We start from the raw sequence: 17052 nt of genomic DNA on the forward strand, positions 1-17052 counted from the left end.
CCCACGGCAGCACCCCGCCTGAAAAGGGAGTCCTTCCATGACCGCCTGGAATGAAGACAACGAAGCCTCAGGATCCGATGTGGGCGCCGTTACCGTCCTCGAAGGATCGTCGTTCTGTATCTCCTCGGGCCTTGGCGACATCAACCCTGACGCCGGCACCAACGGCGTCTTCTTCCAGGACACGCGCATCATCTCGCGCTGGATGCTGCGCATCAATGGCTCGCTGCGCGAACCGCTGTCCGCGCAGCGTCCGCAACCGTTCGAGGCCACATTCGTGGGCCGGGCCAAATGGCCCGGCGGGAGGTTCGACAGCCCGCTGGTGGTCCGCCAGGTCCGCCACATAGGCCCAGGGCTGCAGGACGACATTTCCCTGGAAAACTATGCAGCCGAACCGGTGGAGTGTGACATCGAGCTTCTCGTGGACGCTGACCAAGCGGACCTCTTCGAGGTCAAGGGCGGCCGTACCAGCGGCCTGGACGACACCACCCGGGTGGTCTCCGACGGCCGGCTCATCATCGAAGCATCACGGCATGGCCAGCAACGGGGTTCCGCCGTCGGCGCGCGGGGAGCAGATGTCAGTATGGACGGACTGCGTTTCCACGTCACAGTTCCGGCCAGGGGCAAATGGGCCACGAGCGTCATCGTGGTGCCGCTGGTCAATGGGGAAGCGCCCGAAAAGCCCTTCAAGGAAGGCCAGCTGCCGCATCATCGCGAGGGCGTCCGGCGGCACCTGGCCTGGGAAGAGAACGTTCCGCGGATCAGCATCGAGGACTCCAGCTTCCAGAACGTGCTCAACCGAAGCCAGAGTGATCTTGGTGCCCTCCGGATCTTCGATGCCCACCACCCCGACCGCGCTGCGGTGGCGGCAGGGGCGCCGTGGTTCATGGCGTTGTTCGGGCGGGATTCGCTGCTGACGTCCTACATGAGCCTGATGGTCAACCCCAATCTCGCCCTGGGCACGCTGCAAACCCTGGCGGGGATCCAGGGAAAGAAAGTGGACCTGGATTCCGAGGAGGAACCCGGCCGCATCCCGCACGAAGTCAGGCTTGGTGTTACTGCCGGTCTGTCCCTGGGAGGTACGGCGTACTACGGAACAGCTGACGCAACCCCTCTTTTCGTGTCCACTTTGGGCGAGCTGAGCCGGTGGGGGCTGTCCAGGGATGCGATCCAGCCGCTGCTGGCCCACGCGGACCGGGCGCTGGAGTGGATCGAAAAATACGGCGACCGCGACGGCGACGGCTTCGTGGAGTACCTTCGGCCCAACGACCATGGCCTGGTGAACCAGGGCTGGAAGGACTCCTGGGACGGGATCAATTTCGCGGACGGGACCATCGCTGAAGCACCGATCGCCCTCTGCGAGGTCCAGGCTTACGTCTACGCTGCCTACCTGGGCAGGTCATTGCTGGCCCACTGGAGCAACGATTCCGCCCTGGAACAGCATTGGGCCCAAAAGGCGGCGGCCTTCAAGGAGGAGTTCAACAAGAAGTTCTGGCTGCCGGACAAGGGCTATTTCGCGGTGGCGCTGGACAAGGACAAGCGCCAGGTTGATGCGTTGACCTCCAACATTGGCCATTGCCTCTGGACCGGCATCGTGGACGAAGACAAAGCGGCGTCCGTCATGGAGAACCTGATGTCCCCGCAGATGTTCACGGGTTGGGGCATCCGCACGCTGGCTTCCGACATGGGCGCCTACAACCCGGTCAGCTACCACAACGGCTCGGTGTGGCCACATGATACGGCGCTGGTGGCCACCGGGCTGATGCGGTACGGGTTCGTGGACGAGGCCAAGAGGGTAGCCTTGGGCATCCTCGATGCTGCCCGGCATTTTGACGGCCGGCTGCCGGAGCTGTTTTGCGGGTTCGACCGTGGCGAGTACCCCGGCCCGGTTCCATATCCCACAGCATGTTCGCCGCAGGCCTGGGCCGCGGCGGCGCCAGTGCAGCTCGCAAGGATCCTGCTGCGGTTCGACCCCGTCTTCACCCGCGGGGTGGTGCACCTGGCCCCCATCCTGCCGGAAACCGTGGGCAGATTCCGGGCGGAAAACGTCCTGCTGGATTCGAGCCGGGTGACCATCACGGCTGACGGATCGACCGGCACCATCGAGGGTCTGCCGCCGGGGCTGAAGCTCCTGGACGAACCGCGGCCGCCGTTGGCCTACCCGGTGGAACGGGTGCCGGCCGGCGGGGACGTCCGCAGGCTGCACTGACGGCGGCGCCAGAGGAACCACGGGCCCCGAGGACCCTGAACCGCTACGGCAGGGCACGCTCCAGCACGAAGTCGTGTTCCACCGTGCTGCCCAGCCGGAAGGACTTGGTGCCCACCTTCCGGAATCCCGACTTTTCGTAGAAGCGGATGGCGCGGGCATTCTGGCTGTTGACCCCCAGCCAGGCCCCGGCGCCGCCGGACGCTGCAGCCGCCGCCAGGCTGGCGTGCATGAGTTCAGCAGCCGCGCCCAGCCCGTGATAGTCGGGGTGGACATAGCACTTGCTGATTTCCACGGATGGCAGCAGCGTCAGGACGGATGCCACGTCCGGGTCCGCGGCAGGCCGGTCCACCAGCAGGCTGTAGCCGGTGAGCTGTCCGTCGGCATCGATGACCAGGATGGTGGTATCCGGGTCCGCGAGGTAGCCCTTGAAGTGTTCCTCGCTGAGTGTGTTGGCCAGGTGCGCGGCAATGTCGCCAGGTGAGGACGACGGCGGGCAGGCCAGCGGAAACGTGACGGCCGCCAGCGCGGCGAGCGGGCCGGCGTCGTCCGCTGTTGCCCTGCGGATGGTGTGGGTCACGTGGTTCCTCCCAGGTCAGGCGGTGATGGTGCGGATGGGGGAGCCGCCGAGCCACGCGGTGATGTCCTCCAGGGCGCCGCCGTAGAACTGCCGGTAGCTTTCCTGGGTGACGTAGCCCAGGTGGGGGGAAAGCACCGTGTTTGGCGCGGCCAGGAGCGGATGCCCGGCGTGCAGGGGCTCCTGGTCGAAGACGTCAAGGGCGGCTCCGCGGATCCAGCCCTGGTTCAGTGCCTTGATCAGTGCCTCCTGGTCAACCAGCGGTCCGCGGGCGGTGTTCACCAGGATGCCTTCAGGCCCCAGCAGCCGCAGTTCTGCCTCGCCCACGGTGTTCTCCGACCTCGGCGAGAGCCTTAAGTGGAGGGTGGCGACGTCGGCGACCGTGAACAGCTCCTCTTTGGACACCAGCCGGGCCCCGGTTGCCGCCGCTGCCTCGGCCGTGAGGTTTTGGCTCCAGGCCACCACGTCCATGCCGAAGGCGCGGCCGTAGGCGGCCATCCGTTGGCCGATTTTTCCCAGCCCCACGATTCCCAGGGTCTTCCCGGCCAACTCGAAACCCACCGTTGACTGCCATGTACCGGCGCGGAGCGAGTGTTCCTCCGCGGGAAGGTGCCGCGCGATGGCCAGCAGCAGGGCCCAGGTCAGTTCAGGCGCGGCCGTGGGTGAACCGGGGGTGCCGCACACCGTCACCCCGTGCTCGGCTGCCGCAGCCACGTCGATGGCGGCATTCGCCATTCCGGTGGTGACCAGCAGCTCAAGCGCCGGCAGCTTCTCGAACACTTCACGGGGGAACGCCGTCCGCTCCCGCATGGCGATCACCATGGTGGTGTCCGCCAGCGCCGAAACCAGGGCGTCCCGGGACGCGAAAGGTTCGCGGTAAGACGTCACGGTGACACCCGCCGCCTCCAAGGCCGTGAAGTCGGCGAAGCCGTGGGCCACGTCCTGGTAGTCATCGAGGATGGCAAGGCGGTGCGTCATCGGTGTCCTTCGTAGCGTCCTACGTCCTTGGGTCACGTTTATCGTATGGCAGGGCCGCCGGGCAGGGTGCCTGAAACTCCAGCAACGCGGAGCGTGATAGCAATGGGAGTGATGAAATCACCATTCTTTCCCGGCCGGTCTTCGTGAGCGGCCGCCAACTGGCCCGTCTTCCCAGCAGTTGGATCCTTCTTGCCTGCATAGGGCTTTTGGCGCTGAACCTGCGTGGCCCGTTCGTGGCGGTAGCCCCCGTGGTTGGCCTGATGCAGGGGGACCTGGGCTTTTCGCCCGTGATGCTGGGACTGCTCACCAGTATTCCAGTGCTCTGTTTTTCGCTCGCGGCTCCGCTGGCATCTTTGGCTGCCAGGAAGTTCGGGGCAGAGTTCGCGGTGACCCTGACCATCCTGGGGGTGCTGGCCGGGGTGCTGGTTCGTTCCGCGGGTGGTCCCGGGTTGGTGGTGATCGGCACGGTGGTGATTGGGCTGGCCATCACCGTGGGTAACATCGCGGTTCCTCTCATCATCCGGCGCGACTTTTCACCCCGGCGGCAAGGCGCGGCCATGGGTATTTATACGGCTGCCCTGAACATTGGATCCTTTGTGACCTCGGTGGTCACTGCACCGCTGGCCGAGGCCGTTGGCTGGCGGACCGCGCTGGCGGCGACGGGTGTGCTCGCGGGGGCGGCCATTGTTGTCTGGATCCTGGCGGTTGGGCCGCGCACCGCGTTCGTCCCGGAGCCCGACGGAGACGACGGTGAAGTCCCGCAGGCCCCGGTCCATGGTTCGGCGGGGATTACCGCCGGGCTTACCGCCGGATTCGCCGGGCAGGCGTTCTCCTATTACGCGGTAACGGCGTGGCTGCCGAGCTACCTCAACGATGAGCTGGCCATGTCAGCTTCCGCGGCCGGTGCCGGTTCCTCGCTCTTCCAGATCCTCGCCATTGTGGGCGGACTGGGTGTGCCGTTGGTTGCCCGCTCCATGAGTACGACGGCGGTGGCGGTCACCTTGGGCGTGCTGTGGACAACCGTTCCGGCAGGCCTGCTCTTTGCCCCTGGATTGTGGTGGCTGTGGTCGGCCTTTGGTGGCGTCGCCCAAGGGGGCGGGATCACCCTGATCTTCATCGCGATCATCAAGCTTGCCCGCGACCAGGCGTCAGCGGGGCGCATGTCCGCCACCGTTCAGGGGGTGGGATACTGCTTCGCCGCCGTGGCGCCCCCGCTGGTGGGCTTCGTCCACGACGCTTCAGGGTCCTGGACCGCGCCCTTGCTGGTGGTCCTGGTTTCGGTGCTCACCTTCTTCGCCGCCACAACCTTGTCCGTGCGGAAGGTGCCGAAAGGGCGCTAAGCCGGCGTCCCGCCGTCGAACGTTCACGCCAGGGCATCCCAAACGCCCGCTCACTTTCCTGGCGAAAGTGAGCGGGCGTGTGATGTGGTGCTCCGTCGCCGGGCCGGCGCCCCGGATTTCGGGGGGCCTGTTGCGGAGGGCGTGCCGGCCCGGCAGACGGAAATCTATTGCAGGTCAGGCCGCGGCCAGCTCCTCAACGGTGGCCTTCTCACGGGCCTCGGTCAGGTAGCGGGCGTAGGCGGGGAGGGTGAGGAAGGACGGGAACTCACGGCTGAGCGTGACCTCCTCGAAGATGTCCCGGGCGTCCTCGAACCGGTCGCCGTCGAAACGCTCCAGCCGGGCGAATTCCTCATCCAGGAGTTCCTCGACCCACTCGTGGCTGATGATTTCACCGTGGTCCGTGATGGCGCGGGCGTAGATCCACTGCCACAGCTGGGAGCGGGAGATCTCGGCGGTGGCGGCGTCCTCCATCAGGTTGTGGATGGCCACTGCGCCGTTGCCCCGGAGCCAGGACTCGATGTAGCGGATGCCCACCTCGATGTTGTTCCGGATGCCCTGCTCGGTGATGGTGCCGGTGGTGGCGGCCACGTCGATCAGGGCGCGGTCATCGGGGATGACGTCCTCGCGCAACCGGTCCAGCTGGTTGGGCCTGCTGCCCAGGGCGCCGTCGAACACCTCGCGGCAGACGGGCACCAGGTCCGGGTGGGCCACCCAGGAACCGTCGAAGCCGTCGTTGGCCTCGCGGGTCTTGTCAGCGCGCACCTTTTCGAGCGCATTGGCGTTGGCTTCCGGGTCCTTGCGGTTGGGGACTGCTGCAGCCATGCCGCCGATGGCCATGGCGCCGCGCTTGTGGCAGGCCCGGACCAGCTGTTCGGTGTAGGCGCGCATGAACGGCTGCGTCATGGTCACCTGGCCGCGGTCCGGCAGGACGAAGCGGGGTCCGCGGGTGCGGAAGTTCTTGATCAGGGAGAAGATGTAGTCCCAGCGGCCGGCGTTCAGGCCCGCGGCGTGGTCCCGCAGTTCGTAGAGGATCTCCTCCATTTCGAAGGCCGCGGTGATGGTTTCGATCAGCACGGTGGCGCGGATGGTGCCCTGCGGGATGCCGAGCAGGTCCTGGGCCAGGATGAAAATGTCGTTCCACAGCCGGGCTTCGAGGTGGTTCTCGATCTTGGGCAGGTAGAAGTACGGGCCCTTGCCCTGCGCCAAAAGGCGGCGGGCGTTGTGGAAGAAGAACAGGCCGAAGTCCACGATGCCGCCCGCGATGGGCTGCCCGTCGATGAGCATGTGCTTCTCCGGCAGGTGCCAGCCGCGCGGACGCACCACGATGGTGGGCAGTTCCCCGGCCGGCTTCAGCTTGTACTCCTTGCCTTCCTCACTGGTGAAGTCGATCCGGCGCTCCAGGGCGTCGGTGAGGTTCAACTGGCCCTTGATGACGTTGCGCCACGTGGGGGTGGAGGAGTCTTCCATGTCCGCGAGCCATACCTTGGCGCCGGAGTTCAGGGCGTTGATGGTCATCTTCTTGTCCACCGGACCGGTGATTTCAACGCGGCGGTCCTCCAGGCCGGGGGCCGGGGGAGCGACGCGCCAGGACGGGTCGTTGCGGATCTCCTCGGTTTCCCGCAGGAAACGGGGGTCCGCGCCGGCGGCGATGTCAGCCCGCCGTGTCCGCCGTGCCTGCAGCAGTTCCTGCCGACGTTCAGCGGTAGCCCGGTGCAGCTTGGCAATGAACGAGAGGGCATCCGGAGTCAGCACCTCGTCCTGCCGGCAAATCGGCTGGGCGGTCAGGGTTATGCCATTGATCGTGAAGCTGTCAGTAAAGCTGTTCATTTCAGTCTCCTTAAAGACGAAAGGGAAGTTCGACGGCGGTGTGCTGCACCAAGGGCGAGGAACGCGCAAAGCCGAAGGAGCGGTGATGCGGCAGCCTGCGTAAAAGGGGCCCTGTGCCCGCCCCCGACCGAGTTCTACGAGGTCATGGGGCGGGCACAGGGATAGCAGGCAGAGCATTGCCGCTCCGAAGGCGAAGGTGACCGATTCGCCGTCGAACGCTAAGTGCTAGTGGAATTGGCCCTCTTCGGTCGATCCGACCAGTGCGAGGGTGGAGGCGTTGGGGTTGAGCGCCGTGGAGATGGTGTCGAAGTAGCCGGTGCCGACTTCGCGCTGGTGCTTGGTTGCGGTGTAGCCGCGGGACTCGGAGGCGAATTCCTTTTCCTGGAGCTCGACGTAGGCGCTCATGCCTTCACGGGCGTAACCGTGGGCGAGGTCGAACATCGAGTAGTTCAGGGCGTGGAAGCCGGCCAGGGTGATGAACTGGAACGTGAAGCCCATGGCGCCGAGTTCGCGCTGGAACTTGGCGATGGTGGCGTCGTCCAGGTGCTTGCGCCAGTTGAACGACGGCGAGCAGTTGTAGGACAGCATCTGGTCCGGGAACTCGGCCTTGACGGATTCGGCGAATTTGCGGGCCAGTTCCAGGTCCGGGGTTCCGGTCTCCATCCAGATGAGGTCGGAGTACGGGGCGTAGGCCTTGGCTCGGGCGATGCAGGGTTCAATGCCGTTGCGGACCTTGTAGAAGCCTTCGGCGGTGCGCTCGCCGGTGATGAATTCCTGGTCGCGCTCGTCCACGTCCGAGGTGATCAGGGTGGCTGCCTCGGCGTCCGTGCGGGCAATGACAACGGTGGGGGTGCCGGCGACGTCGGCTGCCAGGCGGGCGGCGTTGAGGGTGCGGACGTGCTGCTGGGTGGGGATGAGCACCTTGCCGCCGAGGTGGCCGCACTTCTTTTCCGAGGCGAGCTGGTCCTCCCAGTGAACGCCCGCGGCGCCAGCCTGGATCATGGATTTCATGAGCTCGTAGGCGTTCAGCGGGCCGCCAAAGCCAGCTTCGGCGTCGGCGACGATCGGGACCAGCCAGTCCTCGACCGTCTGGATGCCCTCGGAGAATTCGATCTGGTCTGCGCGGAGCAGGGCGTTGTTGATGCGGCGGACCACGGTGGGGACGGAGTTGGCCGGGTAAAGCGACTGGTCCGGGTAGGTGTGGCCGGAGTTGTTGGCGTCCGCGGCCACCTGCCAGCCGGAAAGGTAGATGGCGCGGAGGCCGGCTTTGACCTGCTGCACGGCCTGGTTGCCGGTGAGGGCACCCAAGGCGTTGGTGTAGCCGCCGGTCTTGTGCTCTTCGGTGAGCTGCTTCCACAGCTTCTCCGAGCCGCGGCGGGCCAGGGTGTGTTCTTCGGAGACGCGGCCGCGGAGGCGGACGACGTCGGAAGCTGAGTAGTCCCGGGTCACACCTTCCCAGCGGGGGTTGGCGGCCCACTCGAGCTCCAGGGCGGCGGCCTGCTGTTCGGGCGTCTGCTGGGTGGGCTCAAATGCTGCAGTCATCGTTGATCTCCTTGATTGAGCTCCGGATGGAGTAGGTGGGAACCGCGTCGTTGAGGTTCCCACCGGCCTTTTCCGGTGCGGTGTTTCTTTCCGTAGCCACTACTTTTCAGCACTTTCAACCCCCTTTCTAGAGAAAACCTATGGAAAGAAATGCACTTCTTCGCGTATTCTTCAGAAATGCCACCTTCAAGCTGGAACAGGGACGTTTCCCAGCCGCCGTCCACCGCCGCACCGGAACTGGACGTCATAGCGCTCGGCCGCCGCGTCCGCCATCTGCGCAAACAAGCCGGACTGACGCTCGATGACCTGAGTGCCGCCGTCGGCACCGCTCCCAGCCAGCTGAGCCTGATTGAAAACGGCAAACGTGAACCGAAACTGACCCTGCTCCAGCACCTCGCGGGGGCCTTGAATGTCAGCATCGACCAGCTGCTCGGGGCCGAGCCGCCCAGCCGCCGTGCCGCCCTGGAAATCGAGCTGGAGCGGTACCAGCGCGGCCCGCTCTACGAGTCCCTGGACCTGCCCAAAATCCGCATCAGTTCACGGCTGCCGATTGATGTGCTTGAGGCCCAGGTGGGGCTGCTGCATGAGCTCGAACGGAAGATGAACGAGCAGGTGGCAACCCCCGAGGAAGCCCGCCGCGCCAACGGTGAATTGCGGGCCATGATGCGGGAACGGGGGAACTACTTTCCGGAGTACGAGGCCGAGGCCCAGAAGGTCCTCAAGGAGGTGGGCTACACCACCGGTCCGCTGAGCCAGCACGTCATTGCGGACATCGCCGCGCACCTTGGTTTCACCCTGCACCATGTGGGGGATTTGCCGCATTCGACCCGTTCCGTGACGGATTTGAAGAACCGCAAAATTTACCTGACGCAGAGCCAGCGGCAGGACCACGATCCCCGCTCCGTGCTGCTGCAGGCCCTGGGCCACTACGTCCTGGGCCACGAAACGCCCAAGAACTATGGCGACTTCCTGGCCCAGCGCGTGGCCACCAACTATTTCGCCGCCGCCCTGCTCCTTCCGGAGCAGGCCACCGTGGAATTCTTGCAGAAAGCCAAAGCCGCCAAGGAAATCGCGGTGGAGGACATCCGGGACGCCTTCGCCGTTTCCTACGAGACCGCCGCGCACCGCTTCACCAACCTCGCCACCAAACACCTGGGCATCACCACGCACTTCCAGAAAACGCACCAGAGCGGGATCATCTACAAGGCCTACGAGAACGACGGCGTGAACTTTCCGCAGGACCACACCGGCGCCATTGAGGGCCAGCCGTCGTGCAAGGCCTGGACATCCCGCGCCGTGTTTGACGTTCCGGACAAGTTCAGCGCGTACAGCCAGTACACGGATACGCCGTCGGGCACGTACTGGTGCACCGCCCGCACGGAACGGTCTGCCAGCGGCGAGTTCTCCCTCAGTATCGGGGTGCCGTACCAGCACGTGAAGTGGTTCCGTGGGAGGGAAACCACAGCCCGGGCCACCTCCAACTGCCCGGATCCGAACTGCTGCAAGCGGCCACCTGCTGAGCTGACCAACCAGTGGGCCGGCAACGCCTGGCCCTCAGCCAGGGCGCACTCGCACCTGCTGGCCGCCATGCCCCCGGGCGCCTTCCCGGGCGTGGACGAAACCGAGGTGTACAGCTTCCTGCAGGCCCACTCGGGGAGCTAACGCACGCCCCATCACATCCTGCTGGTTTCTGCCTGACGCCCCATCACATCCTGTTGGTTTCTGCCTGACGCCCCATCACTTTCTCGGCGAAAGTGATGGGGCGTGGGGAAATGTGGGCCAGGAGGTGATGGGGCGTGTGCCCGATTGTTGCAGGAGGTGATGGGGCGTTTGTGTTTGAGGGGAAGGAGGTGATGGGGCGTTGGGTCATGTGGGGCAGGAGGTGATGGGGCGTGGGGAAATGTGGGGCAGGAGGTGATGGGGCGTTGGGTCAGCCGTGCAGTGCCCGGTACGCGGCCGCTGCCGCCGGGTGCAGGGGGACGCCGGCGGTGTTGATGAGGCTTTCCGCGCTGAGGAACTGCACGCCCAGGCTGGACTGCGGTATCAGTTCGCCGGCGTTGTGGACCAGCAGTTGCACCGTCCGTTCCACGGTGGCGTTGTCCAGGTCCCTGCGGCACAGGAGCAGGTTGGGCGCGCCCACCGTCCACACCGCCGGCACCCCGGGATAGCTTCCCTCGGGGATGAGGACGCGGTCGTAAATCCCGCCGTACCGCCGGCGCAGTTCCGGCAGCAGGCCGGACAGGTCCAGAAGGGCCAGTGCGACGTCCTGCTGTGCCGCGGCGATGGCAGCGGTCGGAACGCCGCCGGACCAGAACAGGGCGTCCACCGTTCCTGACTTGAGGGCCGCGATGCCATCGTTCAGGCCAAGATTTTCGACGGCGGCGGTTCCGCCCGGGGGCGCAACTGCACCTGCTGAGGTGGCCAGTCCCGCCGCCTCGAACAGCCGCGGAGTGGTCAGGGAGGTGCCCGAACCGGGCTGGCCCACGGCAACCCGTCGCCCGGCCAGCCCGGCAATGTCCCGGATGCCGCTGTCCTTCCGCACCACGCAATGGACGTAGTTTTCATATACCTTCCCGATGGCGGCGATCTCCGCAGGGTCCCCTCCCGGCTGGCTGGCGGCATCAGCCAGGGCCACCGCAAATGCGGCCTGTCCCGCCCGCAGCTCGGCGATGTTGTCCAGGCTGCCACCGGTGGCCACTGCCCGCGCGTGGTTGGCAACGCCATGGCGTTCCAGCGCGGCTGCCAGCAGGGTTGAGAACTCGAGATAGAAGCCGCCCGGTTCACCGCCGGCCACCGTCAGGTTCTCCGGCCGGTCGCCCCCGGTGCACGCACTGAGGGCAGGCGGCAGACAGGCTGCGAGTCCGACGGCGACGGCTGATTTGAGCACTGAGCGGCGGGAAGGCGCTGGTGAGGGCACGTGATCGTCACGCATACTTCGCACCGCCGTTGGGGTCTGATGGAACCTGTGCCCCGTACACGGGAAACTCGACCCGGGCAGACAGCCCATGCGGGGCCGCTTCGGCCAGCACCAGGCGGCCCCCGTTCGCCGCGGCGAGCTCACCCACGATGGTCATGCCCAGTCCGGTCCCCGGAACAGAGGAGTGCTGAGGGGACCGCCAAAACCTGGTGGCAGCCAAGGCGCGCTCGGAATCGGAAAGCCCCGGACCGTCGTCGGAAATTTCCACAACCACCGCGTCCCCTTCCAACCGGACGGCGGCCGTCACAGTGGCGCCGGGGGCGTACTTGATAGCGTTGTTGAGGAGTTCGCCCGCCATCTGGGCCAGTTCCGCCGGACGGCAGCCAATCAATGCCGGCGGCCGGGGCGGCTCGGCAAGGACTAGGCGGCAGCCGGCCTGTTCCGCCAACGGTGCTGCCCGTTCGATCTCCCCCTGGAGCACGGGGAAAGGGTCCACCGGATGTGCCGGCGCAGGCTCCATGGGACTGCCGGCAGCCCGCAGGTAACCTTCTGACGCCCGGTGCTCGGCGGCCGCCAGCTTCAGTACTCCATCCAGGATCTCCTCCACCCGCTCCAGCTCTGCCAGTGCCCGCTCGGCCGCATCGTGTTCACGGGCCGTCTTCAGTTCAAGCTGAAGCAGGTCCAGCCGAAGCCGGAGCGCCCCGACCGGGTTGCGCAGCTGGTGGGACGCGTCCGCGATCAGCTGCCGCTGCGCTGCCATGCTGGCGCTCACGGTCCGGGCCATCACCGTGAAGGACCGGCTCAGTTCCCGCAGCTCCGGGGGGCCGTCCTCCGGAAGGCGTCCCGCGCGGCCGGTCGATTCCAGTTCATGCACCGCCGAGTTCAGCCGCTGGACGGGCCGGAGGACCCATCCGGTGACCCGGGCCGCCCCCAGCAGGAGCACCGCCGCAAGGGCAAGCGCCGCCACCCCCACAGCGAGCCACCGTTCCCGGAGCTTCTGCTGGGCGGTGCCGGCATCAACGTCCAGCACCACGGCGCCCAGGACCTGGCTGGCGCTGCCGAAGGGACGGAAGATGACGTGGGAGCCGGAACTGAACGGCTCCAGTGGTTCCAGGGATGTGTTGCTCACGTTCAGCCGGGCAAGGGACAGGGCTTCCTGCACATCGGGCCGGCCCGCATCAAGACCCCCGGAATGCAGGGTGGCCTGCTGCACCCGGACCACAATGCCCTCGCCGTAGAGCCCCGAGTAGGTGTCCATCTCGCGCTGCAGCCTTGCGGTGTCGCCGTCACCGGACGCATCGAACGCCACCTGCGCCAAACGGTTCAGGGATGCCGCCCGGTTGATCTGCAGCTCCTGGGTCAGCTCGCGGGAGGCGGAGGTGAGGATGGTGCCCGAAATCAGGAAGACCACCATCAGGCAGAGCACGCTGAGGACGCCCAGCACCCGCAGCCTCATGCGCCGGCCGCCTCCACGCGGTAGCCCACCCCGCGGACATTGATGATGAAGCCGGGCTTTTGCAGTTTCGCCCGCAGCCCGGTCAGGTGGACGTCCAGGGACCGGGAAGAAGCCAGGAAGGCGTCACCCCACAGGGCGTCGAGGATCTGTTCCCGGGTGACCACCGAGCCTGCATGCCGTGCCAGCAGTGCGAGGAGTTCGAACTCCGTGGCGGTCAGGGGAAGCGTCCGCGCGGCTTTGGAGGCGGTGCGCCGGTTAAGGTCGATCGCCAGGTCATCCAGCACGATGATGTCCTCCTGCGGGACGCCGCCCGCGCGTCCCGCCCGCCGGGTCACCGCTTCAATCCGGGCCAGCAGTTCCACCAGCTTGACGGGCTTGACCAGGTAGTCGTCCGCGCCGGACCGCAGCCCGAGCACCACGCTGCGTTCGTCGTCGCGGGCGGTCAGGATCAGAATGGGGACGTCGGTGACCTGGCGGAGCTTGCGCAGCACCTCCAGCCCGTCCATGTCCGGAAGCCCCAGATCCAGCAGGATCACCTGGAAGTTCCGGTGCGAGAGCAGGGCGTCAGCGCCCCGGGACAATCGCTGCGGGTGGTGCCCGGCGCTTTCGACGGCGGCGGCCAGGGCGCCGGCCATGGCGTCGTCATCCTCGACGATCAGCACGTCCATGGCCATCTTCCTTGCTGTTGTGCGGTGTCCTGTTCACCCCCGCTTGGTGAGACTACCCCGTGCAGGCCCAATTTGCCCGGCCCCAGCAGGCAGAACCAGCGGGCCCGGCACCGAAACCTAAGGAAGTGTTAGGAAGTGCCCCGCCACGTTGGTTGTGCGGTGGATCACCCATACCGTGGATGTGGCCCTCCGGCGTCGGAGGCCGCTGTCACCACAAGGAGGAACTCACCGATGAGCACCCAACAAACCGCGCCCCTGTCGGAGGCTGCCCAGACCCGCCGGGCGGTGGGCAACATCCTGAAGGGCTCCGCCGGCAACCTTGTGGAGTGGTACGACCTCTACGTCTACACCGTCTTCGCCGCCTACTTCCAGGCTCACTTCTTCAACTCCAAGGATGAGCTCCAGGCGGGCCTCGAAGCGATGGCCGTCTTCTCGACGTCGTTCCTCATGCGGCCCATCGGCGCCTGGTTCTTCGGCCGGTACGCTGACCGGAAGGGCCGCAAGGCGGCGCTGACGCTTAGCGTGACCATGATGTCCGCCGGCTCCTTCGCCATCGCCGTGCTGCCCACGCAGGACGTGATCGGCCTGTGGGCCATGATCCTGCTGGTGCTGGTCCGCGTGATCCAGGGCTTCTCCGTGGGCGGCGAGTACGGCACCAGCGCCACCTACATGTCCGAGGCTGCCACCTCCAAGCGCCGCGGCTTCTTCTCCAGCTTCCAGTACGTCACCCTGATCGGCGGCCAAATGCTGGCCCTGCTGGTTTTGGTGGTCCTGCAGAACGTCATGCCCAAGGGCGACCTGGGCGAGTGGGGCTGGCGCATTCCGTTCGCCATCGGCGGCGTGGCGGCCCTGGTGGTCCTGTGGCTGCGCCGCTCCATGGAGGAGACCGTCTCGGCCGAACAGATCGAGGCGGCCAAGACCCCCACAGCGGCAGGCCAGGCCCAGCCGGGCACGATGAAGCTGCTGTTCACCAGTTACTGGAAGCCGCTGCTGGTCTGCATCGGCATCACCCTGGGCGGCACCGTGGCGTTCTACACCTACACCAACTTCATCCTGAAGTTCATGAATGACACCTCGGGCATCGCCAAGACCGACACCTCCGTGATCAACTTCTGGGCCCTGTTCATCTTCATGCTGCTGCAGCCCGTCTACGGCATCATCTCGGACAAGGTGGGCCGTAAGCCGCTGCTGCTCTGGTTCGGCATCACCGGTGTGCTTTTCACCTGGCCGCTGCTGTCCACCCTGGCCGGCACCAAGGATCCGTTCACCGCGTTCCTGCTGATGATGGGCGGCCTGCTGATCGTTGGCGGCTACACCTCCATCAACGCGCTGGTTAAGGCCGAGCTCTTCCCGGCGTCCATCCGCGCCCTGGGCGTGGGCCTGGGCTACGCGATCGCCAACTCTCTCTTCGGTGGCACCGTGCCGCTGATCGGTGCCGCGTTCCAGAAGGCGGAGCGGGAAGACCTGTTCTTCACCTACGTCACCATCGCCATCGCCATTTCGCTGGTGGTCTACATCTTCGCCCTGAAGAACAAGAAGGCCACGCACCTGGACGCTGAACAGGGCCACGCCTGGGCATCCAACGCGGCCGACGGCGAAGAGCGGGTGGGTGCCGGACGCTAGCCTTTAGCGGCACCAAGGTGCCAGCTCCCCAAGGAGGCGTACGACGGCGGCTGCCAGGCCGCCGTCGTACGCCTCCTTCTGTATGTCCGTCAGGTGCCAGCACGGGCAGCCGGACTATATTGGGCCATGTCAGCACACCACCACAAACGCGGGAGTCTGCACCCATGGCCAAGGAACTTGCCACCCAGCTCATCGAACAACTCCAGGCTGCCGGCGTGCAGCGGATCTACGGGATTGTCGGTGACAGCCTCAACCCGATCGTGGACGCCGTCCGCCAGACGGGAGGCTCTGCGAAGGGCGGCATCGACTGGATCCACGTCCGCCATGAGGAAGCCGCCGCCTTTGCCGCGGCCGCCGAAGCCCAGCTCACCGGCAAGCTCGCGGTCTGCGCCGGATCCTGCGGCCCCGGCAACCTGCACCTGATCAACGGCCTGTACGACGCCAATCGCAGCGGCGCTCCGGTCCTGGCCATCGCCTCGCACATCCCCAGCAAACAGATCGGCAGCAGCTTCTTCCAGGAGACCCACCCGGACCGGCTCTTCAACGAGTGCTCGGTGTATTCGGAACTGGTCAGCACCGCGGAGCAGGCGCCCCGGGTGATGCACAGCGCCATCCAGCACGCGCTCGGGCTCGGGGGAGTGGCCGTGGTGACGCTTCCCGGTGACATCGCCGGGCTGGAGGCCGTAGGCCCCACGCCGCTGCCGGCCACGTTCCGGCCCGCCAGCCTGGTCCCGGACCCGGCCAGCGTCCAGGCGCTCGCGGACGCCATCAATGACGCCGGCAAGGTGGCCATCTTCGCCGGCGCCGGCGTGGAAGGGGCCCACAGTGAGCTGATGGCGCTCGCCGAGCTGGCCAAGGCGCCGGTGGGGCACTCGCTGCGCGGCAAGGATTTTGTCCAGTACAACAACCCTTTCGATATCGGCATGACCGGCCTGCTGGGCTACGGGGCCGCGGCCGAGGGCATCGAGGACGCCGACCTGCTGATCCTGCTGGGCACGGACTTCCCGTACGACCAGTTCCTGCCGGACACCAGGACAGCCCAAGTGGACCGGGCGGCGCAGCGGCTGGGCCGCCGGACCGACGTCGACATCGCCGTCCACGGTGACGTCCTCCCCACCCTGCGGGCGCTGCTGCCGCTGGTGAAGGCCAAGAAGAGCCGCCGGTTCCTGGACCAGATGCTCAAGAAGCACGACCGGCTGATGAACAAGGCCGTGGGTGCCTACACCCGCAAGGTGGAGAAGAAGCAGCCCATCCACCCGGAGTACGCGGCCTCGCTGCTGGACCAGGTGGCCGCCGAGAATGCGATCTTCACCGCCGATACCGGCATGTGCAATGTCTGGACCGCGCGCTACATCAACCCGCTGGGCACACGCCGGCTGATCGGGTCCTTCCTGCACGGTTCCATGGCCAACGCCCTCCCGCACGCCATCGGTGCGCAGCTGGCCAACCCGGGGCGCCAGGTCATCTCGGTCTCCGGGGACGGCGGGCTGTCCATGCTGCTGGGCGAGCTCATCACGCTGGCCGCGTACAAGCTGCCGGTCAACGTGGTGGTGTTCAACAACTCCACCCTGGGCATGGTGAAGCTCGAGATGCTCGTGGACGGCCTGCCGGACTTCGGTGTGGACGTGCCGGACGCGAACTACGCCCAGGTGGCCGAGGCGCTGGGCTTCCACGCCGTCCGGGTCACCGACCCGGCCCAGATCGAGGCGGCCTACCGCGAAGCGTTCGCGCACCCCGGCCCATCCCTGGTGGAGCTGATCACCGATCCCAAGGCGCTGTCCATCCCGCCCAAGATCTCCGGCTCCCAGGTGATCGGCTTCGCCACTGCCATGTCCAAGGTGGTCCTCAACCGTGGAGCGGGCGAGGCTGTGAGCATGGCCCGCAGCAACCTGCGGAACATCCCGCGGCGCTAGGCCCGGCC

Annotated in this window: 12 protein-coding genes; 5 read left to right on the plus strand and 7 right to left on the minus strand. The window is 66.5% G+C overall.

Annotation, left to right across the window (positions count from 1 at the left end; translation table 11 throughout):
• Positions 1-37 precede the first annotated feature (37 nt).
• A complete protein-coding gene (locus tag ACTAQI_RS19635; RefSeq protein ID WP_457948096.1) occupies positions 38-2206 on the plus strand; it encodes an amylo-alpha-1,6-glucosidase in 2169 nt (722 codons plus the stop codon).
• Between the two features lie 43 nt (positions 2207-2249).
• Here ACTAQI_RS19635 and ACTAQI_RS19640 read toward each other — a convergent pair whose 3' ends face one another.
• Both ACTAQI_RS19640 and ACTAQI_RS19645 read right to left on the minus strand, forming a co-directional pair.
• On the minus strand, positions 2250-2783 hold the full coding sequence (locus tag ACTAQI_RS19640; RefSeq protein WP_457948098.1) for an N-acetyltransferase family protein: 534 nt from the start codon (positions 2781-2783) through the stop codon (positions 2250-2252).
• A 15-nt stretch (positions 2784-2798) separates the two neighbouring features.
• Positions 2799-3758 (minus strand): D-2-hydroxyacid dehydrogenase family protein, encoded by a 960-nt coding sequence (locus ACTAQI_RS19645; protein ID WP_457948099.1) that lies wholly within the window; start codon positions 3756-3758, stop codon positions 2799-2801.
• A gap of 143 nt (positions 3759-3901) precedes the next feature.
• On the opposite strand from ACTAQI_RS19645, the gene ACTAQI_RS19650 reads away from it, so the two are divergent.
• Positions 3902-5098: an MFS transporter gene (locus tag ACTAQI_RS19650; protein ID WP_457948101.1), complete on the plus strand. Its 1197-nt coding sequence runs from the start codon at positions 3902-3904 to the stop codon at positions 5096-5098.
• A gap of 174 nt (positions 5099-5272) precedes the next feature.
• Here the strand turns inward: ACTAQI_RS19650 and aceB are convergent, their stop codons facing one another.
• The gene (aceB, locus tag ACTAQI_RS19655; protein WP_457948102.1) at positions 5273-6925 is read right to left on the minus strand and encodes a malate synthase A; all 1653 of its coding nucleotides are present in this window, start codon (positions 6923-6925) and stop codon (positions 5273-5275) included.
• Between the two features lie 225 nt (positions 6926-7150).
• The gene (gene aceA, locus ACTAQI_RS19660) at positions 7151-8467 is read right to left on the minus strand and encodes an isocitrate lyase (RefSeq protein ID WP_457948104.1); all 1317 of its coding nucleotides are present in this window, start codon (positions 8465-8467) and stop codon (positions 7151-7153) included.
• Positions 8468-8617: 150 nt separating this feature from the next.
• Here aceA and ACTAQI_RS19665 point away from each other — a divergent pair, with 150 nt between their 5' ends.
• Complete coding sequence (locus ACTAQI_RS19665) at positions 8618-10129, plus strand: helix-turn-helix domain-containing protein (RefSeq protein WP_457948106.1); 1512 nt, start codon at positions 8618-8620, stop codon at positions 10127-10129.
• Between the two features lie 268 nt (positions 10130-10397).
• Here the strand turns inward: ACTAQI_RS19665 and ACTAQI_RS19670 are convergent, their stop codons facing one another.
• From ACTAQI_RS19670 to ACTAQI_RS19680, 3 genes are read right to left on the minus strand one after another with little or no spacing between them, the layout of a single operon-like run.
• Positions 10398-11399 carry a TAXI family TRAP transporter solute-binding subunit gene (locus ACTAQI_RS19670; protein ID WP_457948108.1) on the minus strand — a complete coding sequence of 334 codons (1002 nt, stop codon included), beginning with the start codon at positions 11397-11399 and terminating at the stop codon, positions 10398-10400.
• Positions 11392-12840 (minus strand): sensor histidine kinase, encoded by a 1449-nt coding sequence (locus ACTAQI_RS19675; protein WP_457948109.1) that lies wholly within the window; start codon positions 12838-12840, stop codon positions 11392-11394. Before ACTAQI_RS19675 ends, ACTAQI_RS19670 begins: the two co-directional genes overlap by 8 nt.
• Entirely contained in the window at positions 12837-13508 is a 672-nt protein-coding gene (locus tag ACTAQI_RS19680) for a response regulator transcription factor (RefSeq protein WP_457948110.1), read from the minus strand. The genes ACTAQI_RS19675 and ACTAQI_RS19680 overlap by 4 nt, the downstream gene beginning before the upstream one ends.
• A gap of 231 nt (positions 13509-13739) precedes the next feature.
• On the opposite strand from ACTAQI_RS19680, the gene ACTAQI_RS19685 reads away from it, so the two are divergent.
• Entirely contained in the window at positions 13740-15131 is a 1392-nt protein-coding gene (locus ACTAQI_RS19685) for an MFS transporter (RefSeq protein WP_457948112.1), read from the plus strand.
• Positions 15132-15295: 164 nt separating this feature from the next.
• Complete coding sequence (locus ACTAQI_RS19690) at positions 15296-17044, plus strand: pyruvate dehydrogenase (RefSeq protein ID WP_457948113.1); 1749 nt, start codon at positions 15296-15298, stop codon at positions 17042-17044.
• Positions 17045-17052 lie beyond the last annotated feature (8 nt).

It is taken from the genome of Pseudarthrobacter sp. alpha12b (assembly GCF_054130495.1).